Origin of the sequence: Paenibacillus sp. FSL F4-0236, from assembly GCF_038000135.1 — a bacterium.
In the GTDB taxonomy this organism is placed as follows: domain Bacteria; phylum Bacillota; class Bacilli; order Paenibacillales; family Paenibacillaceae; genus Paenibacillus_AQ.
In genome coordinates this window covers 4,770,345-4,790,791 of record NZ_JBBOBK010000001.1, presented here as the reverse complement: position 1 = coordinate 4,790,791, position 20,447 = coordinate 4,770,345, and the positions used below count along the sequence as shown (strand labels likewise).

19 protein-coding genes are annotated in these 20,447 nt (G+C 42.6%); 17 read left to right on the top strand and 2 right to left on the bottom strand.

The genetic code is table 11. The features are described from left to right. Genes NSQ29_RS21490 through NSQ29_RS21480 form a run of 3 tightly spaced genes read left to right on the top strand, consistent with a single transcriptional unit; the run spans window position 1 to window position 3,201 of the window. On the top strand, window positions 1–993 hold the full coding sequence (locus tag NSQ29_RS21490) for a TadE/TadG family type IV pilus assembly protein (protein WP_341126037.1): 993 nt from the start codon (window positions 1–3) through the stop codon (window positions 991–993). Window positions 994–1,017: 24 nt separating this feature from the next. Then, a complete protein-coding gene (locus NSQ29_RS21485; protein WP_341126036.1) occupies window positions 1,018–1,527 on the top strand; it encodes an A24 family peptidase in 510 nt (169 codons plus the stop codon). 18 nt (window positions 1,528–1,545) lie between these two features. Next, on the top strand, window positions 1,546–3,201 hold the full coding sequence (locus tag NSQ29_RS21480) for a DUF6382 domain-containing protein (protein WP_341126035.1): 1,656 nt from the start codon (window positions 1,546–1,548) through the stop codon (window positions 3,199–3,201). A gap of 28 nt (window positions 3,202–3,229) precedes the next feature. On the opposite strand, the gene NSQ29_RS21475 is transcribed toward NSQ29_RS21480, so the two are convergent. Both NSQ29_RS21475 and NSQ29_RS21470 read right to left on the bottom strand, forming a co-directional pair. After that, on the bottom strand, window positions 3,230–4,135 hold the full coding sequence (locus NSQ29_RS21475) for a TIGR01777 family oxidoreductase (protein ID WP_341126034.1): 906 nt from the start codon (window positions 4,133–4,135) through the stop codon (window positions 3,230–3,232). 40 nt (window positions 4,136–4,175) lie between these two features. Further along, window positions 4,176–4,640 carry a DUF2621 domain-containing protein gene (locus NSQ29_RS21470; RefSeq protein WP_042124904.1) on the bottom strand — a complete coding sequence of 155 codons (465 nt, stop codon included), beginning with the start codon at window positions 4,638–4,640 and terminating at the stop codon, window positions 4,176–4,178. 172 nt (window positions 4,641–4,812) lie between these two features. Between NSQ29_RS21470 and NSQ29_RS21465 the strand changes: the two genes are divergently transcribed. The 14 genes from NSQ29_RS21465 to NSQ29_RS21400 all read left to right on the top strand — a co-directional run bounded on the left by NSQ29_RS21465 (window position 4,813) and on the right by NSQ29_RS21400 (window position 20,393). Continuing rightward, window positions 4,813–5,922 (top strand): deoxyribonuclease IV, encoded by a 1,110-nt coding sequence (locus NSQ29_RS21465; protein ID WP_341061338.1) that lies wholly within the window; start codon window positions 4,813–4,815, stop codon window positions 5,920–5,922. Window positions 5,923–5,987: 65 nt separating this feature from the next. Next, window positions 5,988–6,887, top strand: coding sequence for a formyltetrahydrofolate deformylase (purU, locus tag NSQ29_RS21460; protein ID WP_341126033.1), 900 nt, complete (start codon window positions 5,988–5,990; stop codon window positions 6,885–6,887). A 178-nt stretch (window positions 6,888–7,065) separates the two neighbouring features. Further along, window positions 7,066–7,806, top strand: coding sequence for an SAF domain-containing protein (locus NSQ29_RS21455; RefSeq protein WP_341126032.1), 741 nt, complete (start codon window positions 7,066–7,068; stop codon window positions 7,804–7,806). A gap of 12 nt (window positions 7,807–7,818) precedes the next feature. Then, window positions 7,819–8,883: a hypothetical protein gene (locus tag NSQ29_RS21450; protein WP_341126031.1), complete on the top strand. Its 1,065-nt coding sequence runs from the start codon at window positions 7,819–7,821 to the stop codon at window positions 8,881–8,883. Beyond that, window positions 8,880–10,325, top strand: coding sequence for an ATPase, T2SS/T4P/T4SS family (locus NSQ29_RS21445; RefSeq protein WP_341126030.1), 1,446 nt, complete (start codon window positions 8,880–8,882; stop codon window positions 10,323–10,325). The genes NSQ29_RS21450 and NSQ29_RS21445 overlap by 4 nt, the downstream gene beginning before the upstream one ends. A gap of 12 nt (window positions 10,326–10,337) precedes the next feature. Further along, window positions 10,338–11,387, top strand: coding sequence for a hypothetical protein (locus NSQ29_RS21440; protein ID WP_340974623.1), 1,050 nt, complete (start codon window positions 10,338–10,340; stop codon window positions 11,385–11,387). An 11-nt stretch (window positions 11,388–11,398) separates the two neighbouring features. After that, window positions 11,399–12,268 (top strand): hypothetical protein, encoded by an 870-nt coding sequence (locus NSQ29_RS21435; RefSeq protein ID WP_341126029.1) that lies wholly within the window; start codon window positions 11,399–11,401, stop codon window positions 12,266–12,268. Between the two features lie 56 nt (window positions 12,269–12,324). Continuing rightward, window positions 12,325–12,534 carry a hypothetical protein gene (locus NSQ29_RS21430; RefSeq protein ID WP_076298286.1) on the top strand — a complete coding sequence of 70 codons (210 nt, stop codon included), beginning with the start codon at window positions 12,325–12,327 and terminating at the stop codon, window positions 12,532–12,534. A gap of 7 nt (window positions 12,535–12,541) precedes the next feature. Continuing rightward, window positions 12,542–12,685, top strand: coding sequence for a hypothetical protein (locus NSQ29_RS21425; protein WP_156113062.1), 144 nt, complete (start codon window positions 12,542–12,544; stop codon window positions 12,683–12,685). A gap of 15 nt (window positions 12,686–12,700) precedes the next feature. After that, window positions 12,701–13,081, top strand: coding sequence for a hypothetical protein (locus NSQ29_RS21420; protein WP_076284074.1), 381 nt, complete (start codon window positions 12,701–12,703; stop codon window positions 13,079–13,081). Between the two features lie 20 nt (window positions 13,082–13,101). Next, on the top strand, window positions 13,102–13,599 hold the full coding sequence (locus NSQ29_RS21415; protein WP_341126028.1) for a hypothetical protein: 498 nt from the start codon (window positions 13,102–13,104) through the stop codon (window positions 13,597–13,599). A 32-nt stretch (window positions 13,600–13,631) separates the two neighbouring features. Next, complete coding sequence (locus NSQ29_RS21410) at window positions 13,632–14,279, top strand: hypothetical protein (protein WP_341126027.1); 648 nt, start codon at window positions 13,632–13,634, stop codon at window positions 14,277–14,279. Window positions 14,280–14,284: 5 nt separating this feature from the next. Continuing rightward, on the top strand, window positions 14,285–16,549 hold the full coding sequence (locus NSQ29_RS21405) for a PKD domain-containing protein (protein WP_341126026.1): 2,265 nt from the start codon (window positions 14,285–14,287) through the stop codon (window positions 16,547–16,549). A 13-nt stretch (window positions 16,550–16,562) separates the two neighbouring features. Next, window positions 16,563–20,393, top strand: a complete 3,831-nt coding sequence (locus tag NSQ29_RS21400; protein ID WP_341126025.1) for a hypothetical protein — start codon at window positions 16,563–16,565, stop codon at window positions 20,391–20,393. Window positions 20,394–20,447: the final 54 nt, after the last annotated feature.

Below are 20,447 nucleotides of genomic sequence, written 5' to 3'. Positions count from 1 at the left end.
ATGGGGGACGGGTACCGGATTAGGAGGAAGACGCAGGAAGAAGGCAGCATGGTAGTAGAAGCGGCGATGGTACTTCCGATCTTCCTACTGTTTGTTTTGTTCCTAATTTCTATCGTACAGATGACCTTGTATTCAACAGCCTTACAAAGCACAGCATCTGATACTGTGAAATCTATTTCAACGCATATGTACCCGGCAGCTTTGGCTGTGCAGAAATGGGGAGCAACAAGCGAAGCTGGCGCTAATCCAGTGAAGGATGGCACCGACCTATCCGCTGGCAATCAAGCCGAATCGAATTGGACGATTCCTCGCTTGTCACTTACAGATTGGGGCAGTAGTTATGCAATGTCATTACCTAAGCCGCTGAATGAGTGGGTCATGTCAGCTTTAGAGAAGGGCGAGGGACCTCTGCAGAAGCTACAGGCTGAGACCTCAGAAAGTGTACTGGATCTAGCGATAAAACCCCTATTAAAGCCGTATCTGTCATCAGACTTACTGGATTATGACCGAATTCATGTATCCAACATTATCGTGCCTGAGTTAAAGAATGGTACCCGACCTTACTTTGGATTGGTGGTTAGCTATGAGCTGCCGATGAAGGTTCCCTTTCTAAACCAACGCATTGTACTTGAGGCAAGTGCTGTTGAACGTCTTTGGATCGGGGATACAGGAGAGGGTACAAATAAGGGCAATGACGGCACTGGTCAACCAGAGGATTTTATTAAGATTTTGGAGAAACCGAATCCAGCTGTAGCCAATAAGCAAGGCAAAGTTCGTGCTAAAATTCCGCCGAATGCTTCCGCTAGCTTATCCGTTTTTTATAAAAGCGGGGGAAGCACTGCTAAATATTTAGGCTGGAAACAAGCGGATGCGGACGGATATATCGAGTGGGAGTGGAAAATTGGTGTGAATACCACACCGGGCTCGTGGCCATTTGTAATTCAGCTCGATGACGGTAGATCTATTGAGGTGATGTTCACAGTAGTGAAATGAGTGAAGGGGAAAGGAGTGTAATCCATGGCGGAGTGGGCCTTCTGGGGATGTCTGCCGTTTCTGGCAGCTGCATTTATTACGGATATAAAGTCGATGAGAATACCAAACTGGATCACTGTCTCAGGCTTGCTTGCTGGTCTGCTTGCTCAAGCGCTGATGAACGGCTGGGATGGACTGCTTAAGGCTGGTGTGGGTGGCGCTGCAGGATTTGCAGTGCTTCTAATTATGCATTTGATAGGGGCGGTTGGTGCAGGGGATGTTAAGCTTTTTGCCGGGATTGGGGCGTGGACAGGAATGCTATTTACATTGCAGGTCGTGATGTACTCCGTACTGTTTGGGGCCTTGATAGGCTGGCTAATTGTCTTAAAGAGACGGGAGACAGGCAGGCGTACGCGTAAGATCTTTAACACAATTTCCGGATTTATATTATTGAAGAGTTCATTCCTATTAAGAAATAAAGATAATGAACTGTTGAGATTTCCCTTTATGCTGGCTGTAGTCCCTGGTACCATTTGCGCTTATCTTTATTTTTAAAATAGGAGGTGGTGATGCTTGTTGTACGGATTATCCCGTGACTTTATGCAGCAGGACGGTATATATATGATGCTTGGCGAACCAGAAGGAATGCCGGTAGGTAAGCTTAATATGGTTCAAGCTCGTATGCTGATGAACACTGACATTCCTCATCATTTAAGGTTGTTACTTAGGGAAATTGATTTAAAGGTTACGATGGAATATGCTGTTCTGCGTAAAAAAATGCTCAGTCATTTGCTCAAAAGTGAGAAGTTGAGCATGACCTCATTTTTTGGATTACTTCTACAAATTGCGCAAGGGATGGAAGATGGCAGGTTATATATGCTTCGGGCGGATCAGTATGCTTTGCATGAAGATTATATTTTTATTGAAGGATCATTGCAGAGTGGTAAGGTATATCTCACCTATATCCCTGTTCAGGGGAATGAGCCTGTTTCTAGGCTGGGAGAGTCTCTCAAATCGCTGATCATGGTGATGATGGCTTCTATCACAGAGCTTACTGGGAGTGGTGTTCAAAGAGTACTGCAATACTGTGGGGAAGAAGAATTTACACCAGCGGGCTTAAAGGGTCTTCTCTCAGAGCTGTTGACAGAGGGCGACTCTAGTAAAGGACAATTCAGTAATAACGCAGAAATGGCATACACATCACCTAAGTTGACAGAAGTACGTCCGGCAGAGCCTGAAAGACGAATGCAAGAGAGAGTAAGGGAACTGTTTGTGAATGAGGTACCTGCTCCCCAGAAAAAAATGAGTGAGCGGAACGAGGATAAGGGTCTGCGTACGCAGCAGAATTCAGCTCCGTGGTTAAATAGCTATTCCAGTCCGAATCTTAGGGTGAAAGAAGAGGAAAGGTCTCTTCGGTCTACAGACGATAATAAGTTGACGAATTCACAACCCTCAAGCTCAAGAACCTATATTATTCTAGGTTGCTTATTGGGTGATGCATTATTATGGAAATTCCTATATTTGAATAACCCAAAACCGTTATGGCTAGCCGTTTGTGGGATCGCAACGATTGCCTTGGCTACTTTTAGCTGGATGGTATGGAGCGAAAGAATTAGGTTTGGAAGTGACGAAGAAAAGGAACATACGAGTGAGGATTCTGAAGATACAAACCGGAGTCCGAATCGAAGAGAACTGGAGTGGGATTTCGGTAGGAATCCTGTGACCCCTGTGCGTCCAGCAGCATCGATTCCAAAGGGAGATCAGCATCCATCCGACCCTTTATCTAACATTCCGTCTGTGCGATCTGAATCAAGGAAAGAGGAGGATAGTTCTGTAATACCACCAGGTCCAATAGCCCCAACCGCTTTATTATCACGGGAGGAAACACCTGAGCAAGGCAAACGAAATGAGAAGCTAGCTCGAAATGTTCCTTATCTCAAAAGAAGCGATGAGGAAGAGGTAGAGTCGGAAACTATAGCGTTAAACCGAACTAGTTTTATCATTGGCCGATCGGCAGAAGTAGCTCAGTATGTAGAAAGATCAGAAGGAGCTTCAAGAGTACATGCGGAGATATCTAGGAGCCCAAGCGGATACGTACTTAAGGATCTCGACTCCAGAAATGGAACGCTTTTTCAAGGCGAAGCCATGATCCCTTACAAAGAGTACCCGCTGTCAGAGGGGACCGTATTCAAGATTGTAAAAGGAAGTTACACATTCCACATGGGATGAAGAGTGCAAGTAAAGAGTGTTGATTCTGCTATTTTTGGCTTTTCAAATCTTCTAAAGCGATTTGAAGTGTAGGGAAGGTAAAGTTAAAGCCCTGCTCTAATGCCGCCGATGGAAGGACGCGTTGTCCTTTGAGCAAGATCTCAGACAATTCACCTACTGCTGTTTTTAACAGGATGGCGGGTAGTGGGAACCAATGCGGCCGTTTGTATACTTTGCTGATCGTTCTACCGAACTCTTCGTTCGTGACCGGATGTGGTGCAGTCGCATTAACAGGACCGGCGATGGTGGGATTCTGAATACAAAAATCGATTAGACGGACGATATCCGTCAGGTGAATCCAGGATACCCACTGGTTTCCCGCGCCGATGTTACCACCAAAACCCAGTAAATAGGGAAGCTTCATCTTGGGGAATGCTCCGTTTCGGTTACCGAGCACAACCCCAGTACGCAACTTGATCACACGGATATTCATGTATGCTTCATCAGTAGCTTCTTCCCATGTCATAACCACGTCAGAAGGGAAGTCCATGACATGGGCTGGCGATGATTCATTAAAAGTATCTTGCAAAGAGGTTCCGTAAATAGCCACAGCTGACGCCTGAATGACTACAGAAGGTTTGTGTTTCAAACGGTCGAGTAGCTTAGCAGCAGCGGAAACGGTTGCAAGACGGGATTGCATGATTGCCTTTTTACCACTTGGACTCCAACGTTGGCTAAGAGAAGCGCCAGCAAGATTGACCAAGGCATCCGCATTTTCTATGGGTGCTTGATCTTTGTTAAGGCTGTCCCATGTGTGGTAACTCAGCTTAGGATGATAAGGTGCAGTCTTAGGTAGATTGCGACCGACGATTGCAACTTCATTGCCTGCTAGTAGCCAGTATTTTGCTAGTTCGCTGCCAATAAAACCGGTGCCGCCACATATCACATATTTCATAAGGTGGGCCTCCGTTCTGAACGCAACATCAGATTATCAATCACTTGAACAAATGCTGGTAAGCAGAGTAGTCGATTTTATTCTTTTCAAGAAAATTGACGAGGAAACGATTGTCACGCCGTGGTGTGGCGACTATGTAACCTTTAATGCAGTGATCACGAGTAACCTCTTTTGCATTACTTTCCACAGCGATCTTACCGATCTCGGCAGCAATGGAATGTTTGGCGATATCGCGAAAAGGGCTGGGCACAGGCTGAACAAGCTGGTCTAAGAAAGCTTTTGATTCATCACTCCAGAGTGAACGGCTGCGTTCTACCCAGTAATTTTGCCAGTCCAGCTTTGATTTTCCATCAGCTTTCGGCAACACCTTTAGGAATTTCCGGAACATAAAAAAACCGCCGATACACATGGAACCCAGCAGCATAAATGTCCAGAAAGCGATAGAGTTCATGAACCAATTGCTCGGTGTTGCGGATAATAAACCAAGTCCTGATTGGATAGACATGCATACACCACCTTTTGGCAATGAGTATTCTCACATAATTTAATCTCATATTAAAGTATAGCTTATTTCCAAAGTTTTGCGAAGCAGAACCCAGCATATTGACCTTGTCTAGATTTATTTTTCTGATCACGGTAGAATAGGGGGTAATTCGTGAAGGAAAGAGGGAAGAAGTATGCTGAAAATAGGTTCACACGTGTCTTGCTCGGACAAGGGTCTTTTGACCGCAGCAAATGAAGCAAATGAGTATGGTTCCAGCTCATTTATGATATATACAGGAGCGCCACAGAACACGCGCCGCAAGCCGATTGATGCCATGTATCCGGTTGAAGGAAAGCAAGCAATGAAAGAAAACGGTGTGGAGGAAATTGTCGTCCATGCACCTTACATTATTAATCTCGCTTCCTATAAAGAGAATACGTATCAATTGGCTGTTGATTTCTTACAAGAGGAAATCCGCCGTACGCATGCGCTTGAGGTCAAGCATATCGTATTACATCCGGGTGCATTCACTGATAAGGATGCAGAATACGGTATTCAGCGGATTGCAGATGGACTTAATGAGGTTCTTGGGGGAACCAATGAAACGGAAGTTCATATCGCCCTAGAAACTATGGCTGGTAAGGGAACAGAGATCGGGCGCAGCTTCGAGGAGATTGCTTCTATTATTGATAAGGTTGAACATAACGAGCGTTTGTCCGTATGTCTTGATACTTGTCACATTCATGATGCTGGCTATGATATCGTTAATGATTTGGATGGCGTTCTAAACAAGTTTGATGAGATTATCGGCTTGAATCGTCTTGGGGTTATCCATATCAATGACAGCAAAAATCCATGTGGAGCAGGTAAAGACCGTCACACTCCAATTGGTTCGGGTTGGATCGGTTTTGATACGATTAACAAAATCGTCCATCATGAGAAATTGACAGGTCTGCCATTCATTCTTGAGACGCCATGGGTTGGTAAAGATGCGAAGAAACAGCGTCCGATGTATGAGGTAGAGATTGCTTTGCTCCGTGGTAACGTAGCGGAACGATTTGGACCGGAGTTTATAGAGGATGTTGAAAAACTGCGTGATTTTTTTGCTAATAAGGAGATCGATTCCCGTCAATTTGTGCTTAATGTCTGGGAGATGCTGAAGAACGATGCCAAGGCTAAAAAAGCTGATCCACGTGAACCGCTGGAGCGTCTATATGATGAAGTCATCGCTGCCGAGCTGTTCCCGCAATTGAGCGAGGAAGCCATTAATCATCGCTTGATTGCATGGTTAGCAGGCAAGTAAGTGCTCGTTCACGCATAAGTTAGACTTCAGATTGCACATGTAGATGAGAGGATGGGATGAGGATCATGGAATTACACGTAAAAAGAAACAATTCGTCAGGTGTTGAGTCTTATTCCAACCGGGCGCGTATGCTCATTTCTTGTCCTGACGGACCGGGAATCGTGGCGGCTGTATCACACTTTCTGTATCAGCATGGCGCGAATATTGTGCAATCGGATCAGTACACAATGGATCCAGATGGCGGAATGTTCTTCATGAGAGTTGAGTTTGACCTTCCCGAATTAGGAGATCGTCTGGAAGAGATACGTTCTTTGTTCGGCGGGGTGGCTGAACGTTTCAAGATGAACTGGAAAATTTTCAATGTTCGTCATAAGAAAAGATTAGCCATATTTGTCTCTAAAGAAGACCATTGTCTTGTGGAGCTGCTCTGGCAGTGGCAAGCTGGTGATCTAGAAGCCGACATCGCTCTCGTCGTGAGCAACCATTTGGATATGAAATCGTATGTCGAGTCCTTCGGCATTCCCTTTCACCATATTCCAGTTACAGCTGATACTAAGGCTGAGGCGGAAAAACGTCAGCTTGAGGTCATCGGAGACGACATTGATGTTATAATTCTGGCTCGGTATATGCAGATTATCTCGACGTCGTTTATTGAGCACTATCGCCACCAAATTATTAATATTCATCACTCCTTCCTGCCGGCCTTTATTGGTGGTAATCCTTACGCTCAAGCGTACCAACGCGGGGTAAAGATTATTGGAGCAACTGCTCACTATGTTACAGAAGAGCTTGATGGTGGCCCGATTATTGAACAGGATGTACAGCGGGTTAGTCACGGTGATGATGTCATCGAGCTGAAGCGGATTGGACGCACCATTGAACGGGTTGTTCTGGCTCGTGCGGTGAAGTGGCATATCGAAGACCGGATCCTCGTCCATCAAAATAAGACCGTAGTGTTTAAATAAAAGGTTATTTTCCGGTGAGAGCCTATGGTATGAACCTGAGCGCTTTTACCGGAACTCTATAATCTAATAGCTCTCTAAATCTCTACAGGTAAAAAAGCATTTTACCAGCAGCTTGGCTATTTACGCCAAGTTGCTTTTTGTCGTTTTTCAAAACTGTGTTTTTGAGGAGGTGGAAGGCTTGGCTCTACAGCGTGGGCAACTGTTGAAACGCAATTATTTCTTCGCAAGTCTCATTTTGATTACTGGAGTCGGTGGATTGCTAGGCTATGATCTCTACTTCAAGCCCTACGTACTATCCCGAACTGTGGTCAAAATCAAGGTGGAAGGCGGGGAGCTTCTTCCAAAAAACTATGAGCTGAAAGCAAGTGATTTATATCTGGATTCTGTTCAGACCAAGGATATACCTTCAGGTGTAATTACAGAAATCGCACAAGTGGAGCATAAAATTACGAATGTAAATCTGACCAACGGAAGTATTTTGACGGCATCCTTAGTGGATGTTAGTGATTTAGAACCTCTCAAAGATGAAGGGATTTTTCCTATACCAAAGGAAGCGATCTATGCCATCAATGGTTCACTGCGCAGCCGGGATAAGGTAGATATTTATCTTGTTGATGGAGACCGAGAGAGGCGGAGTGAATCGCTTAGCCCAAACAAGAAGGAAGAGGAGGAACTGATCGTGCAGAGCTCAATTAGTGAACCTGCAAAGGAGGTGTTTATATCTGGAGTCACCGTGAATTATGTGCGAACAGAAGACAATAATGATGTGCTGGATTCAGAAAAGGGAAACAACAATAATCGGTTCACTTCGACTGGCAAGGTGGCGACACCAGAATTGAAGCTGAAGAAAAGTGATGGCGAGCGGCTCGGACAATTTTTGGAGCAGGGAAAAAAGCTGTGGATCGTACGGGTCGAGTAGGAGGGAAGAGTCTTGAAAATATTTAGTCTAGGCATAGATCAGTTAACCATTAATGATATCAAAAATGCAGGATTTATTGTAATTACACAAAGCGTACTTCCTGATCCATCTCATGCAGAGAGCCATATGCTAATGGTTACCAGTGACCAGATTCAAGCTCAGTCACTTAGCGAACTGCGCCGGAATTATCCGAGCTCAATGATCCTATATGTATATTTGCAAAAGGGAATCAGTGGTTACCAAGCTGTACATATGCTGTGTGAAAGCTTAGGAATCTATTTTATCCCTCCTCGTTCTACCTCGTCAGTGGTGATAGAGAAGATTCGCTTTATTCTAGACGAGGACGGGGAGGAACGAAGTAATCTGGTTGGTTTTTTTGGATCTGGTCCTGGGATCGGCTGCACTAGTGTAGCCAAGCTGTTCGCAAGACGAATTGCCGCGGCAGGCCTTCGTGTTATTGTCCTTGGACTTGATTTATATGATCCCGGATATGACCGCAAAGCGACCATTAGTCTGGATAGGCTTCGATCAAGGCTCACAGGGAAGATGATTCATGATGAGGATCTTGAGCAATTGATTAAGCAAGACGGTTACTCATATCTCCCAGGTAATTACGATTACTTGAGTGCACAAGATTATCAGGAGGATGAGATTGAATATTTTTTGGCTAGGGCTGGGGCAAATGCAGATGTGGTTATTGCTGACTTTGGCTCTATTCCGGAAAGTGCTGCATGGTATGTCGGAATGCACAAATCGGCACTTCGTATGATCGTCACTCATCCAAAGCATGAATACAGACTCGAACCTCTACTAGAGCTTGCTGGGCATATGGATCTACGTCCACATGATTTTCAACTGATTATTAACCGCAGTAATGTGGAAGAAATATCTTCTCCTAAAAATCTAGCGCTTCGCTTCGGGACTGAAATCTTGCTGGAGCTGCCGTATTACCAACCTTTGCAGGAAAGCTTACCTTTAGGTAAAAAAGAGCTGCAGCATGTGGATGATAAGGTGCATTCTTTGCTCGTGTCCATGAGCCTGGCGCCAGAAGCTAAAAAGAAAGGTATATTCCTATGAATGGAAATCAACCGAGCCGTCCGTTGTTCTCTCTAAAACAAAGTATCCTACGCATGAGCAAACCGGGCAAGGAAGACTTTTATGCATTTTTGCAAAAAATGAAAAACGATATGAACGAAGGGCTGGAACGTGAGGATGATGCTTACTTCGAGTTAAATGCGAAGGCGCTAATTGGAGATCCGCAGGCGGTTAGCTTTTTTATGAATGAGATAGAGAAATACTTGAGGAAGACACCCTTTACGGGCAAGGTTCCAGAAGCATACAGAACGGCTGCAGAAGCGCTCTATCATGAGTGGAAGGGTTTTGGTCCGGCGTATCGTTGGTTTACTGATCGTGCATACAGTGAATCAACCGGGCTACAGATGATCGGAAAGCAGATCTTTTATAACCAGAAAGGTGAGTTTGTAGCTTATCCATATGAGATGCCTTCACTAGATCGGGTTGAACAGTTAAAGCGCTCCTTATTAAAAAGTGATCCCAACAAAAAGCTGAACAAGGACAACCCTTCAGTGGAGTTTAAAATGGATGACCCGCTCTGGCCTGGTCGATTTATTAGGCTTGCCATTTGGGTATCCCCGAGAGTATGGGATGGCTTCACCACAATATCGTTACGGCGGCAGGTTGTAGAGTTTCTGAGTCTAGAAGATCAGGCGGGTACAGAATGTATTCCTGCGGAAGCGGTTGAAATGATTCGGGCGTTATCGTCTACCTTTCGCAATACCATTATTGCGGGCGCTGTAGGCTCGGGAAAAACAACCTTTGCAAATACGATCGTCGGTGAGCAACTGCTCGGATCTTCATCCTGTATGGGTGTAGTAATGATAGAAAAGCATCCGGAGTCGATTTTACCTTACCAGATTAAAGGGCACCGAATTATTCCAATCCAGGCTGCGAACGAGGAATTGATGGAGGTAGGGGTAGAATCGCTGCGGCATGACCCAAACATTTTGTATATGACGGAAATGCGTTATAACGAATGGGAATTTTATCTGTGGAGTGGGGAAAAAGGGTATGACGGCATCACCGGAACCTTCCACACCGTTGATTCGGAGGATATTCCTTATCAAGGCGCTTTTGCCGTGTCGACAAGGATTGGCGGGAGCCTAAAGGGGCATTTGATCTCTGCACTGAAATCATGCGAGTTGGTCTTTATTTTGGAAAGTGTTCCGAACGGGAAGAAGCGGTTAACGCGAATATCGGAAGTCTTTTATGACGAGGAAAAGAACTCTGTATTTGCGAATGATCTGATGCGCTGGGAACCCCAGAAGATGTGTTGGTCCTATAATGACAAACTGACAAAGAACCTGATTCTGAAGATGACTAGGAAAAATGAGCAGGCAACACAGTTGCTCCAGAAAGAGCTGGGACAGCTTGCAGCAGCAAAACCAATGGATCAGCCTATCAAAGAAAGCTTGAAATCTAAGATCATTCTTAACGAGTGAGGAGGTGAAACCGTGGATTTATTATTGTATATTCTTCGTTTTGTCCTTCATTTGTTAATTGTATGGGGAATTTGGCTGCTCATTAAACCGCTAATCGAACGGCATTTACGACAGGTAGGTCAGAAAGTCGATTTTCGTATCAAACATAAAATGAGTATTTTTGGCAAAAGAGTTAGCTCGGTAAAAAAAAGGCTGTGGCTCTACCGTCATCTGGATAATCTTTTATATTTCGTACACCGAAAATATGAGCCGGGAATTAGCGTTATGCGTTTTATGACGCGTACAGCAATAGTGTTTATCGCGGTTTTTCTATCAGGACTACTGACGCTAAGCGAGCTTCCTGGGCAATTGAGCTTTAACAATCCTTTTCTGGAGGGGATAACTTTTAATGAAGGGCGTTCTATTCAAGGGGCTTGGAGATTTCCACTTTTTATGGCTGTGATTTCTGCTACGATTCCTTATTTTCGTATGAGATACATTTACGCGCAGAGGAAGGTGCATGGAAGCTATGATTTACTCGATGTAGTCAAAATCTCCACCAAATTCACTCACTTGTCGGTAGATTCCGTTCTCGATCGGACAGCGGATTTTCTTACGGATAAGAATGTGCTGAAGGGTCCTTTGAAACTGCTAGGGGCTGCATTTTCCAATTACAGTAATGAGAAGGAGCTTGTTGAGGAAGCAGGGAGATTTTCCAATGCGATTGGCACTACTTTCGCCCTAGAATTTATATCGGATTTGCTCTATGCCGAGAAGGAAGGAACCCGTTATTTAAAAAGCTCACTGATGCTGTTAAACCGTTCTATGGAGCAACAGAGAGAAACCATTTTGACTGTAAAAGCGGGAAGTAGAGATGCGATTAGCCTTGGCTTATACGGGAATCTTTTGGTGCTGGTATCAACGGTTGGCACCTTTATGTACATGCTGAAGCCTGATATCTATTTCCAATTGCAGTTTGAGACTACAGTAGGACTTTCTTTTTTGATGGTGATCGTCTCCGGTCTTTTTATTTCTTTTGTGATCAGCACTATTCTCGCCAGACCTAAACTGGACTACCACTAAGGTGATGAGCTATGGACAGATTGTTACTATTAGTTACTGTAATCGGGATTGTTTATGTCGCATTACTTGTCTTTGTAAGCAGTAGTAGTAAACAGGAAAGATATCTTGTCCGATTAGGACTACGGTGGAATGAGCTTGGGGATCGGGTGCAGGGGGATAGACTTCAGCAATTATTAAATGATTCTGGTTTATCGATTTCGGCCCGTAAAATTACGCTTTTCCGTTACTCTGCAGCGCTGATTTATTTAATAACTCAAGTCGTCAGTGATTTCATTCGTTCTAATTCTTTTTCTATTTATGACCCTCTAATTGCTCTACTTATTCTCGTAATCAGCAGTCCGATGCGCTATCTTCCGTTTGGCTGGGTGCTTGCATGGCTTCATCAAAAAACGGTTATTAAAAAAGACGGTGAGCTGATCTCTTTCATCCGTCTATATGAGAATAATCGGCTACGCAAGCGCGGATATGCGCAATTTGGCACTTTTTGCGGGAGTACGGCTGGACATTTTCAATATATACGTCAGGATCTGTACGAGTTGTCAGAACGAGCAGTAGATGTGGGTGTGGAGGGGGCGATTGAATGGTTTTGTGCAAAGTTTCCGGATAATCATAGTTTTATTAATGACATTCGGTCCATTTTGCTGGCTACTGAGGGTATGGATGACGACACAGAAGCGGCGAATTATTTGCGTGAGCAAGGTAAGATTATCTCCAAAATCTCCAGCGATCAGTATTTGAAAAAGTGGTCTTTTATCGGTGATCTATCTACGATCATTAATGTTATCCCATCGATTGCTACTTTTTTGATGATCGTCGCGATGGCGATGCAGTACATTTTACTGATCAAAGGGAATTTTAATGGGGTCGGCATGTTCCAGTGAAAAATTGTATATTCAATATTATTTAAAAAATATAAAATAAAAGGGAGATTTTAACAATGAAAAAGGACGCTATTTCTACAGGTTTGTTTATTGCTATCGGATTTTTATGTGTGGCCATCGTAATTGCCGTTTTGATTCCTGTAGTTCGAGATGTAATTGATGCTACGGATGATAACAAACCGACGATTCCGGGTGTGACATTTATTCAACCGCTGGATTCCAGCCAAACTGCAACTGCTCGGGTCTTAACCCATACTTCGGTTTAATTCGATTATGAAAAAAGACTCTATCTCCATAGCAATGTTTCTGGCTATTGGCTTTGTGATCGCAGGGATGTTTATCACAGTAGCTACGCATATCATTGGCAGCAGTCAAGACGATATCATCACACATACTAAGCAAGTAGAGCAATATTAGAAGGAGTCGTTTCTATTGAAGGAGACCGTCCTCCGGGCATTATTCATGTGGCTTGTCCTGTTTATTATCCTGCAGCCCATATTCACCTATATTGATTATCTGCTAGATTTACAGGTCAAAGCTAATACGTCCTACATCACACAAAAAGCTGCAACGGAGGGGATGGTCACAGCGTCTATGCGGAACGAAGTGATTTCAAATCTGAAGGCGATTGGGTTCTCAGAGGGTTCTATAGAAATTACGAGCAGTACAGATACCATTCAAGAACGCAAGCAACGAATTGATGTGTATGTAACAGCACCACGGATAAATTTGTTTCCTTATAACTTTTCCACGGTTTCTCAGCCGACCCGATATTATGGACATGGGTCAATTATGAGTGAATATCTCGATTGATTAAGGGATGAGCCTAATTTATGGATTACATTATTAAGCTGGCATTTGTCCTACTGATCTTTATCTACTCCTGGTTCTTTCAGATCCAGAATCAGGAGTGGGACATGCTGCGCAGCATACTAAAAGATGCAAACAATATCGCTGTTCATGATGCCGCGCAGGAATTAGATGAAACTGAACTCACACGAGGTCGTCTAATTATCGATCCCGCGCTTGCTTACGATACTTTTCAACATGCCTTGCAGGCGAATCTTGGGCTTGATAACGGCCTTTCTCCCCAAGTAGGCAGCCGTTTTAAGAATCAAGTAAAGATTGTGAAGTTTGATATTGTTGATGATTCCGATGGAGTAACTTTTCCGCTTTTATACGAGGATAGTGAATATGGCATTACCAAATACATAGAGGGTCCCTCGGTTATTGCCGTCATTGAGACGGAACATCCGTTGCTGATCTCCAGAGCCAAAACACAAGAGCCAATCAGAGTACCAGCAGTTCAGGAGTATAAGTTCAATAAGTAGGAAATCCAATTGAGACTAGGGAGAGATTTGGGATGAAGAAGAGAGTTGTAGAGGCGACTTTGGTAGCGGCAATGTTATTTAGTGTGGTTTTGGGGCAGGGACTGGTTGCAAAAGCGGAAACGATTACATCAGTAGTTACGGCTAAGCCAACAGCGACCGTGAAACCTACCGCAACGCCAACGCCTATTATGAGGGATAATCTGTTTAAATTTGGTCTGAAAAAAGAAGTGGATCTTCCGGTAACAATCAGCGCGGGAGGATTAACGTACACGTTGGAGAAGCTGATGTTTTACGATGTAAAGTCTAAAGAAGCACAATCTCTAATGAAGCTGTATGATTACTCTGATAATATTTATAAATCACCTACTAAATATATGGTATGGACTAAGCTCACCGTTGAAAATAAGGGGAGTAAAGTCATTCAATTAAGTGCTAAAGATTCGAGTGCAAAATGGGTTTTGAAAGTGGATGGTTTTAATCTTATTGCACCTGCACCTGGTAATAAAATGTTAGAGTTGAACAATAAGGAAGCATTGTATAATTGGGTGTTGAAACCGGGTGAAAAGCTATCTAGCTATCAGATGTATGGGTACATTAAAGACCCTTCAGTTATTTCTATATACGTTAATCTTGGAGGCGATTTTGAAGAAAAATACATTGTTAAACGTCCAGGGGAGTAATTTATATGAAGAAAATTTGGACTTTTCTACTTACTATTATACTAGTTTTTGTATATATCCCACAGAACATAAAGGCAGCTAATTCGCAAAGCAAAACAGTGTCAATACCTTCAGAAATTCTTAATGGGTCTGCAACTGCTCAAAAATCTTACTACTTAGATCTTCCAAGTGGAGTATCCAATTCGGCAATTAATGTCTCTTCTCTTAAATATAATGGCACTAATCAAAAAGTTGCTCTTACAATGGAGAACGGGAAAATAAAGGTTACTTTAAAGGGCGTTGAAGCAAAACAACGAATAGATAATGTACTCGGGTATAATGCTTCGTTTGGAACCCTTTTTTTTACGAATCCTGGTAATTCCATTTGGCGATATTCAGACGGTGTAAGATGGCAGATAAATGAATGGGACCCATACATTAATGCTCAGAAACATAACGATAGGAATGGACAAGGAAATGGTACACCTAGAAATGATCCCCCTGATATGACGGTAGTAACTCAATCAGCAGTATCACGTTCGGGAATTAAATGGTACAACCAAAACGTGAATGCGGTAATTGATTCATCTCAGATCATAGAGTCAACCGTCCAATTAGTTGTACCTAAAGATAGGCTTCCTTCAACCTATGTTAATCATAATGTTATAAATGGTAATCAATTTATTATTTATTATAAAACTAACGCAGCTTTAAAAAATTATGATCCTGAACAATTAAGTTCAAATTTTGATCCAAGTGGTCATGCGCTGGGGAGACGTTATAAAACAGACTTAAGCTACTACTTTACAGGTTCGGCTAATGTAACTACGTACAAATATAGTGGAAATGTCTCCTTTGATTACACTCTCCCTACAGAACCAACACTTACCGGTACGGTAACTCTAAATAAACCTAATCCAAATCCTACGAAATTGGGAGATAAAGATGAACCCGTTCAAATTTTGTTAATGGGGCAGCTGCAAGGATACAATGATGCTTCAAATATTGATGAGTGGGTGTTCTATGCTAAAGAGAAAGACAGGAACAATACACTCAAAACGAAAAAGGAATCTGCAAAGACATTTAACGTAAGCACTTTGTTTGACTTTGAGATCAAAAAGTCGAGTGTAACGGGCGAATATTTTACTCAGGAATATGCTTTAACCGTTCTCGTCCGCTTTAAAAAGCCAATCGTCACAAAGAGTGGAACCATTACCTCTCTGGAACAGCCTCTACAGATTTCAGCAGGTGTTTATAAAAACAATCCTCAAGTTACTTTTCCTCCAAATCCAACTATTCCAACAGAACCTGAAGGAAAGCCACCTATTGCAAGAATATCAACAGCTAGATACATAAAAGCAGGGTCTGATATGCTCGTTAGTGGAAATGCTTCCTATGATCCGGATGGATATATTACTGATTATGCTTGGAGCACATCTGGAGCGCAGGGAGAAATCGGAAATGTCCCAAGGGGGTATGTATGGTATACCATAGAGCAAGTTGGAGAGACATTTCCTATAGCTCTCACAGTCGTTGACAATGATGGACAAATAGGTAGTACAAGTACAGAAGTTACCGTCATTGAGCCGAAGCCAGCAGCAATTTTAAATATAGAAGGAATACTTAAACAAAATCGTAAAACGACATTGTTCAATAGAAGCCAGAGTCCAACACGCTTTCCGTTAATACCATCGAAAACACGAGTTACCATCACTGCTGTATCTGGCGGTACGAATGCAGATATTAAATATAGTGGTACTTTATCTGAACTTGAAAGCAAAGACATCTTATTTAAAAAACCTGGAAAATATAAGGCTACGATTTATGTGGAAAATACGCTTGGGTATTCTGATAGTGATGAGATTACTTTTGATATTGTGCCAGATGAAGCGCCGTACAACTATTTTACTCTGCCTGGAGTGGTATATCGAAGTCCTGATTACGGTAATAAAGCGGTGGTTTCATTGGATGATATCTCCTATTCGCCTGATAAAGATGTAGTGGGTCGGAGACTCTGGGAGTATCGCTATGATTCAAATAATGACGGGAGTTTTAGCGGAGAAGCATGGGTGATCTTCAGTAATGAGAACAAGGATCGCTTAAATTTAGAACTGAGCGAGGTAGGGAAATATGAAGTCCGACTTACTGTGTTTGAAGAGTTTGGTCAACCAACCATTGATGAGTTTGTGACAGAATCTGATCGGAAATCTACAAATTCAGATGGACAAAAGTTAAGCTCACGGATTGTAGAAGTGAAAAACCGAGCGCCAGAAGTTGATTGGTCCTGGTAGGAGAGGTGCTTAAATGAAAAAGACAAAAAAAATACTTTCACTAGTAATTATAATCACTATCCTATTCGGGGCTTTTCCTAGTCAGGGAGTGTATCTTCAGACAGCAGAGGCTGCGACTGGTGATCCTAATTTCATCACGTATAAAGATATAAATATACCCGCTGATGGTGATTTTTATGACGCTGGTTGGAACTATGGTACTATGCGTGGGACAATAAATAACCAAAAGCTAACGAATATTAAATATAATCGTACCACTAAGCAACTAACATTTGATATTAGTTCAGATGCAACATTGACTGTAGGAGTAAACTTGTATCGTTCAAACAGTGCTCTAGATAGACGTGTTGTTCGAGCGGATCTCTGTGTGGCGGCAATACCAGAGGGGGCACCATTAGATTTACCAGTCTACCAATATAATTGTCCGAGCCACTGGTCAAATCCAAATACCAATTGGACCCCATTGTATAGGAGCTTTTTTGATGGACCGTTTGACGAGAATACATTCGATCATACATTTAATCTTGTGACAGATGTTCCTTACTACAACTATATAGGGAATTTAAGTTACGGTGAACTTCCAAAAGGATTAGTTATTAATTACAGTTTTGGTGCAGGTCAACAGGACCCATTTGGTGGATATAGTCCAGATAAAGGATATGGAGGGCCGTATATTGGTTGGAGTTTTCAAAGAGTATTTCCTTTGATACCTAATAGTCCACCTACCATTTCGTTAAATACACCTAATAATCAAGTCCTGCAGAACGAGCCTGGAAGAAACATACTTAACATCGAGGGATATGTTCACGATCCAGATAATGATGATCTTATCGTAAGCGCTGAGATACCAAATATATTTTATAGGAAGACGGTAGTATCTCAAACGAAAGGGTATCAGTATTTCTCTATCCCTGTAGACGCTGTGGCTGATTCGATCCCGCCGGGCGATTATACGATGACTGTAAAAGTAGCAGATCCTTCAAATATGTCAGAATCCGCGAGTATGACCTTTAAAGTTACAAACCGACTGAAGCGAAACGCTTTTGTTCTCGTTAATAGTCCTATAGAGAATAGCGGCACCACCTACGAAGATTATGAGTGGGATGCTAAGTACGCTGATCGAGTGAGATATGATCATGATCCGAATTATTTTGATAACTCAATGGGGATTATAGGGGATTCGGGACTATGGAGGACGAGCCTTTACACTTCATTTCCGTATACCGGACAATATGTAGTGAGTTATCAAGCTAAGGATATACCGAAACAGGATGCTCGCTTTGCTGAATATCAGATGTGGAGTAAAGATGCCGCATCTACGATGAGCTTTAAAGTCCATCGCAAGCCAATAGCGCTTTTTTCAGCAAGGCTTATCAACGGAAATGTTCAATTAACAGATACGTCCTACGATTTAGATCATATTACAAGTTCTGATAAAGGGATTATGCAGTGGCAATGGCAATATAAAAAGAGTGTAGATGAGATGTGGATCGACGGGCAGCCGCCTGGGGGAGTTTTTGAAAAGGACGGTTACGATATACGTTTAAGAGTCCGTGATGTGGATGGAGATAATGGAGTCGGTGTATGGAGCGATTGGTGTCAACGTACTGTGGGGAATGCTGCTGTTAATCTACCACCTGTTGCATTATTTACCGTTAATCCGAATACCGTTTCTTATCGTAAATCTACGACCATTACAGACAAATCTTTCGATCCAGATAATGATCCATTGGATGTATATTACTGGACTGTAATCAAAGACGGATGGAATAAAGTATGGGAACATTGGGGTGGAGCAACAACACCTCCGAATATCGCTTCATTTGGAGAAGGCAATTATCAAATTAATCTTCAAGTACATGATAATCGTGGATTGTGGTCGGATTGGTACAGTCAAAATGTACAGGTAGTTAATCATCCACCGGCTGCAGCATTTACAATGCCTAACGAAATATACCGCGACACGATCATCACAATGGATAACTTAACACCAGATCCGGATGAAGATGGAGATGTTTTATCTTATGCCTGGAATGCAAAATTTAATGATTCTCCTTACTACTGGGCAGGAAACAACCGTTATCAATCAATGACCATTCGTGATCTTATAAATCGTAACGGTATCTCACATAAAAAGGCCATTTCTGATGGTTGGGAAATGCAGCTCACAGCCTCTGATGGAAGGTTAAGCTCTTATGCGACGCGTACATTTATGGTTAAGAATCATGTTCCTGTTGCTAAGATTAACGGACCTTCATCCGTAAATCAGTATGATACGAAACAATTTACATCAGGAGATATCGATGAGGATACATCAGATCAAGGCTCGTTAGAATACTACTGGAAAGTAACGAACAGTACTGGTGAAATGAAATCATATCTCACTCGGGATATTACGCTTACTTTCTCAGATCCAGGGGTATATACGTTAGAACATTGGGCAATCGATCAAATAGGAGATAAGTCGAATATCGCTGGATTGCAAGTCCAAGTGAAAGAGAATTTGGCACCTTCTATGACTTTAACTAGTCCTTCAGGTACAGCTTCGAACCCATCTGTGATTGACTCAGACCAAGGAGATCCATTAATTAAGTGGACATACGCAGATCCAGAAAATGATCCACAGGAGAAATATAGATTAGAGTTTTTTACGAAGGATGATCTATTAGTCTCCACGATAGAAAATCCGGATCCTTCAGGACTGCTCAGACAATATCAAATCCCAAATAATACATTTGAACGGTTTGAATACTTTACAGTGAAAGGTCGGGTATACTCCAAATTTTCATGGTCAGATGTATCAAATGAAAAAACATTCATCATCGATAACGCACCTAATCCGGGATTCACTCTGATCACAGATACTGGTAAAGATGCGACTAAGGTACCGATCTACCGGACGGACGTTCTGAACATTAAGAGTACCGCCTCTGATCCGGACGATCCAAAAGGAGATACAATAAGCCACAAGTATTTCTTAAAACCATCAAGTGGAACAGAAGCCCTAGCAAGCATTCAAAAGGACTTTACGAAGCAGTTTAGTAGTAATGGTGTATTCACCTTTAGACAGCTTGTAACGGATTCTCTGGGGCTGTACCGTGAAATATCCCATAGTATAACAGTTGTGAATAGAATTCCAACAGTTAATATTACGTATCCAACCAGTACGGACTCGTCAAAACCAACGATCGCAAGTACACTTACACCGATCATTAAATGGGATTATCAAGATGAGGACGGAGATATGCAGCAACGTTATAAGGTGCGAATTATTAACTTGGCCACTGGTGCAATCAAGGTCCAATCCGGTGAACAAGTATCAAGCGCTAAGCAATGGCAGATTCCAGTCGGTTCACTGATTGAGAATGAAAAATATGCCGTTGAAGTGGAAGTCTTTGATGGTTACAACTGGAGCAATATCTCTCCACGTAAATACTTCATGGTGAATTTACTGAGTATTAAAGGTGGCGTTAAGCACACCGAAGAGTGGAACAACAATCGTAAAGGCTACAATTTGAAAAAAAGCGGAAATGAGGAAAGTCCAAGAGGATACAACGTATTTTGGGCAGGAGAACGTTTTGTTCTGCAAGGTACAGCAACAGGTCTCCCGGATACTGTGCAAGTAACCATGAACGGAGGGTTCACTACGCAGCTCAGCCCAACTAACGACGATAAAACCTTCTGGAGAGGTGAAATGTACGATAGCTCTTTTGAAAAGCTACCAGATGGCCCTGTTACTTTTACCTTTACGGCTCAGAATGCGTATAACACCAAAACGGATACAGTTACCGTTGTTATATCATCGGATTGGTCGGAGTATTTCCAGAGTCATCGAATTAAGTAGAGTAGGAGCCTATATCACCCTATCTTTTTTGCGTGACTTCACAGGATCATGTTA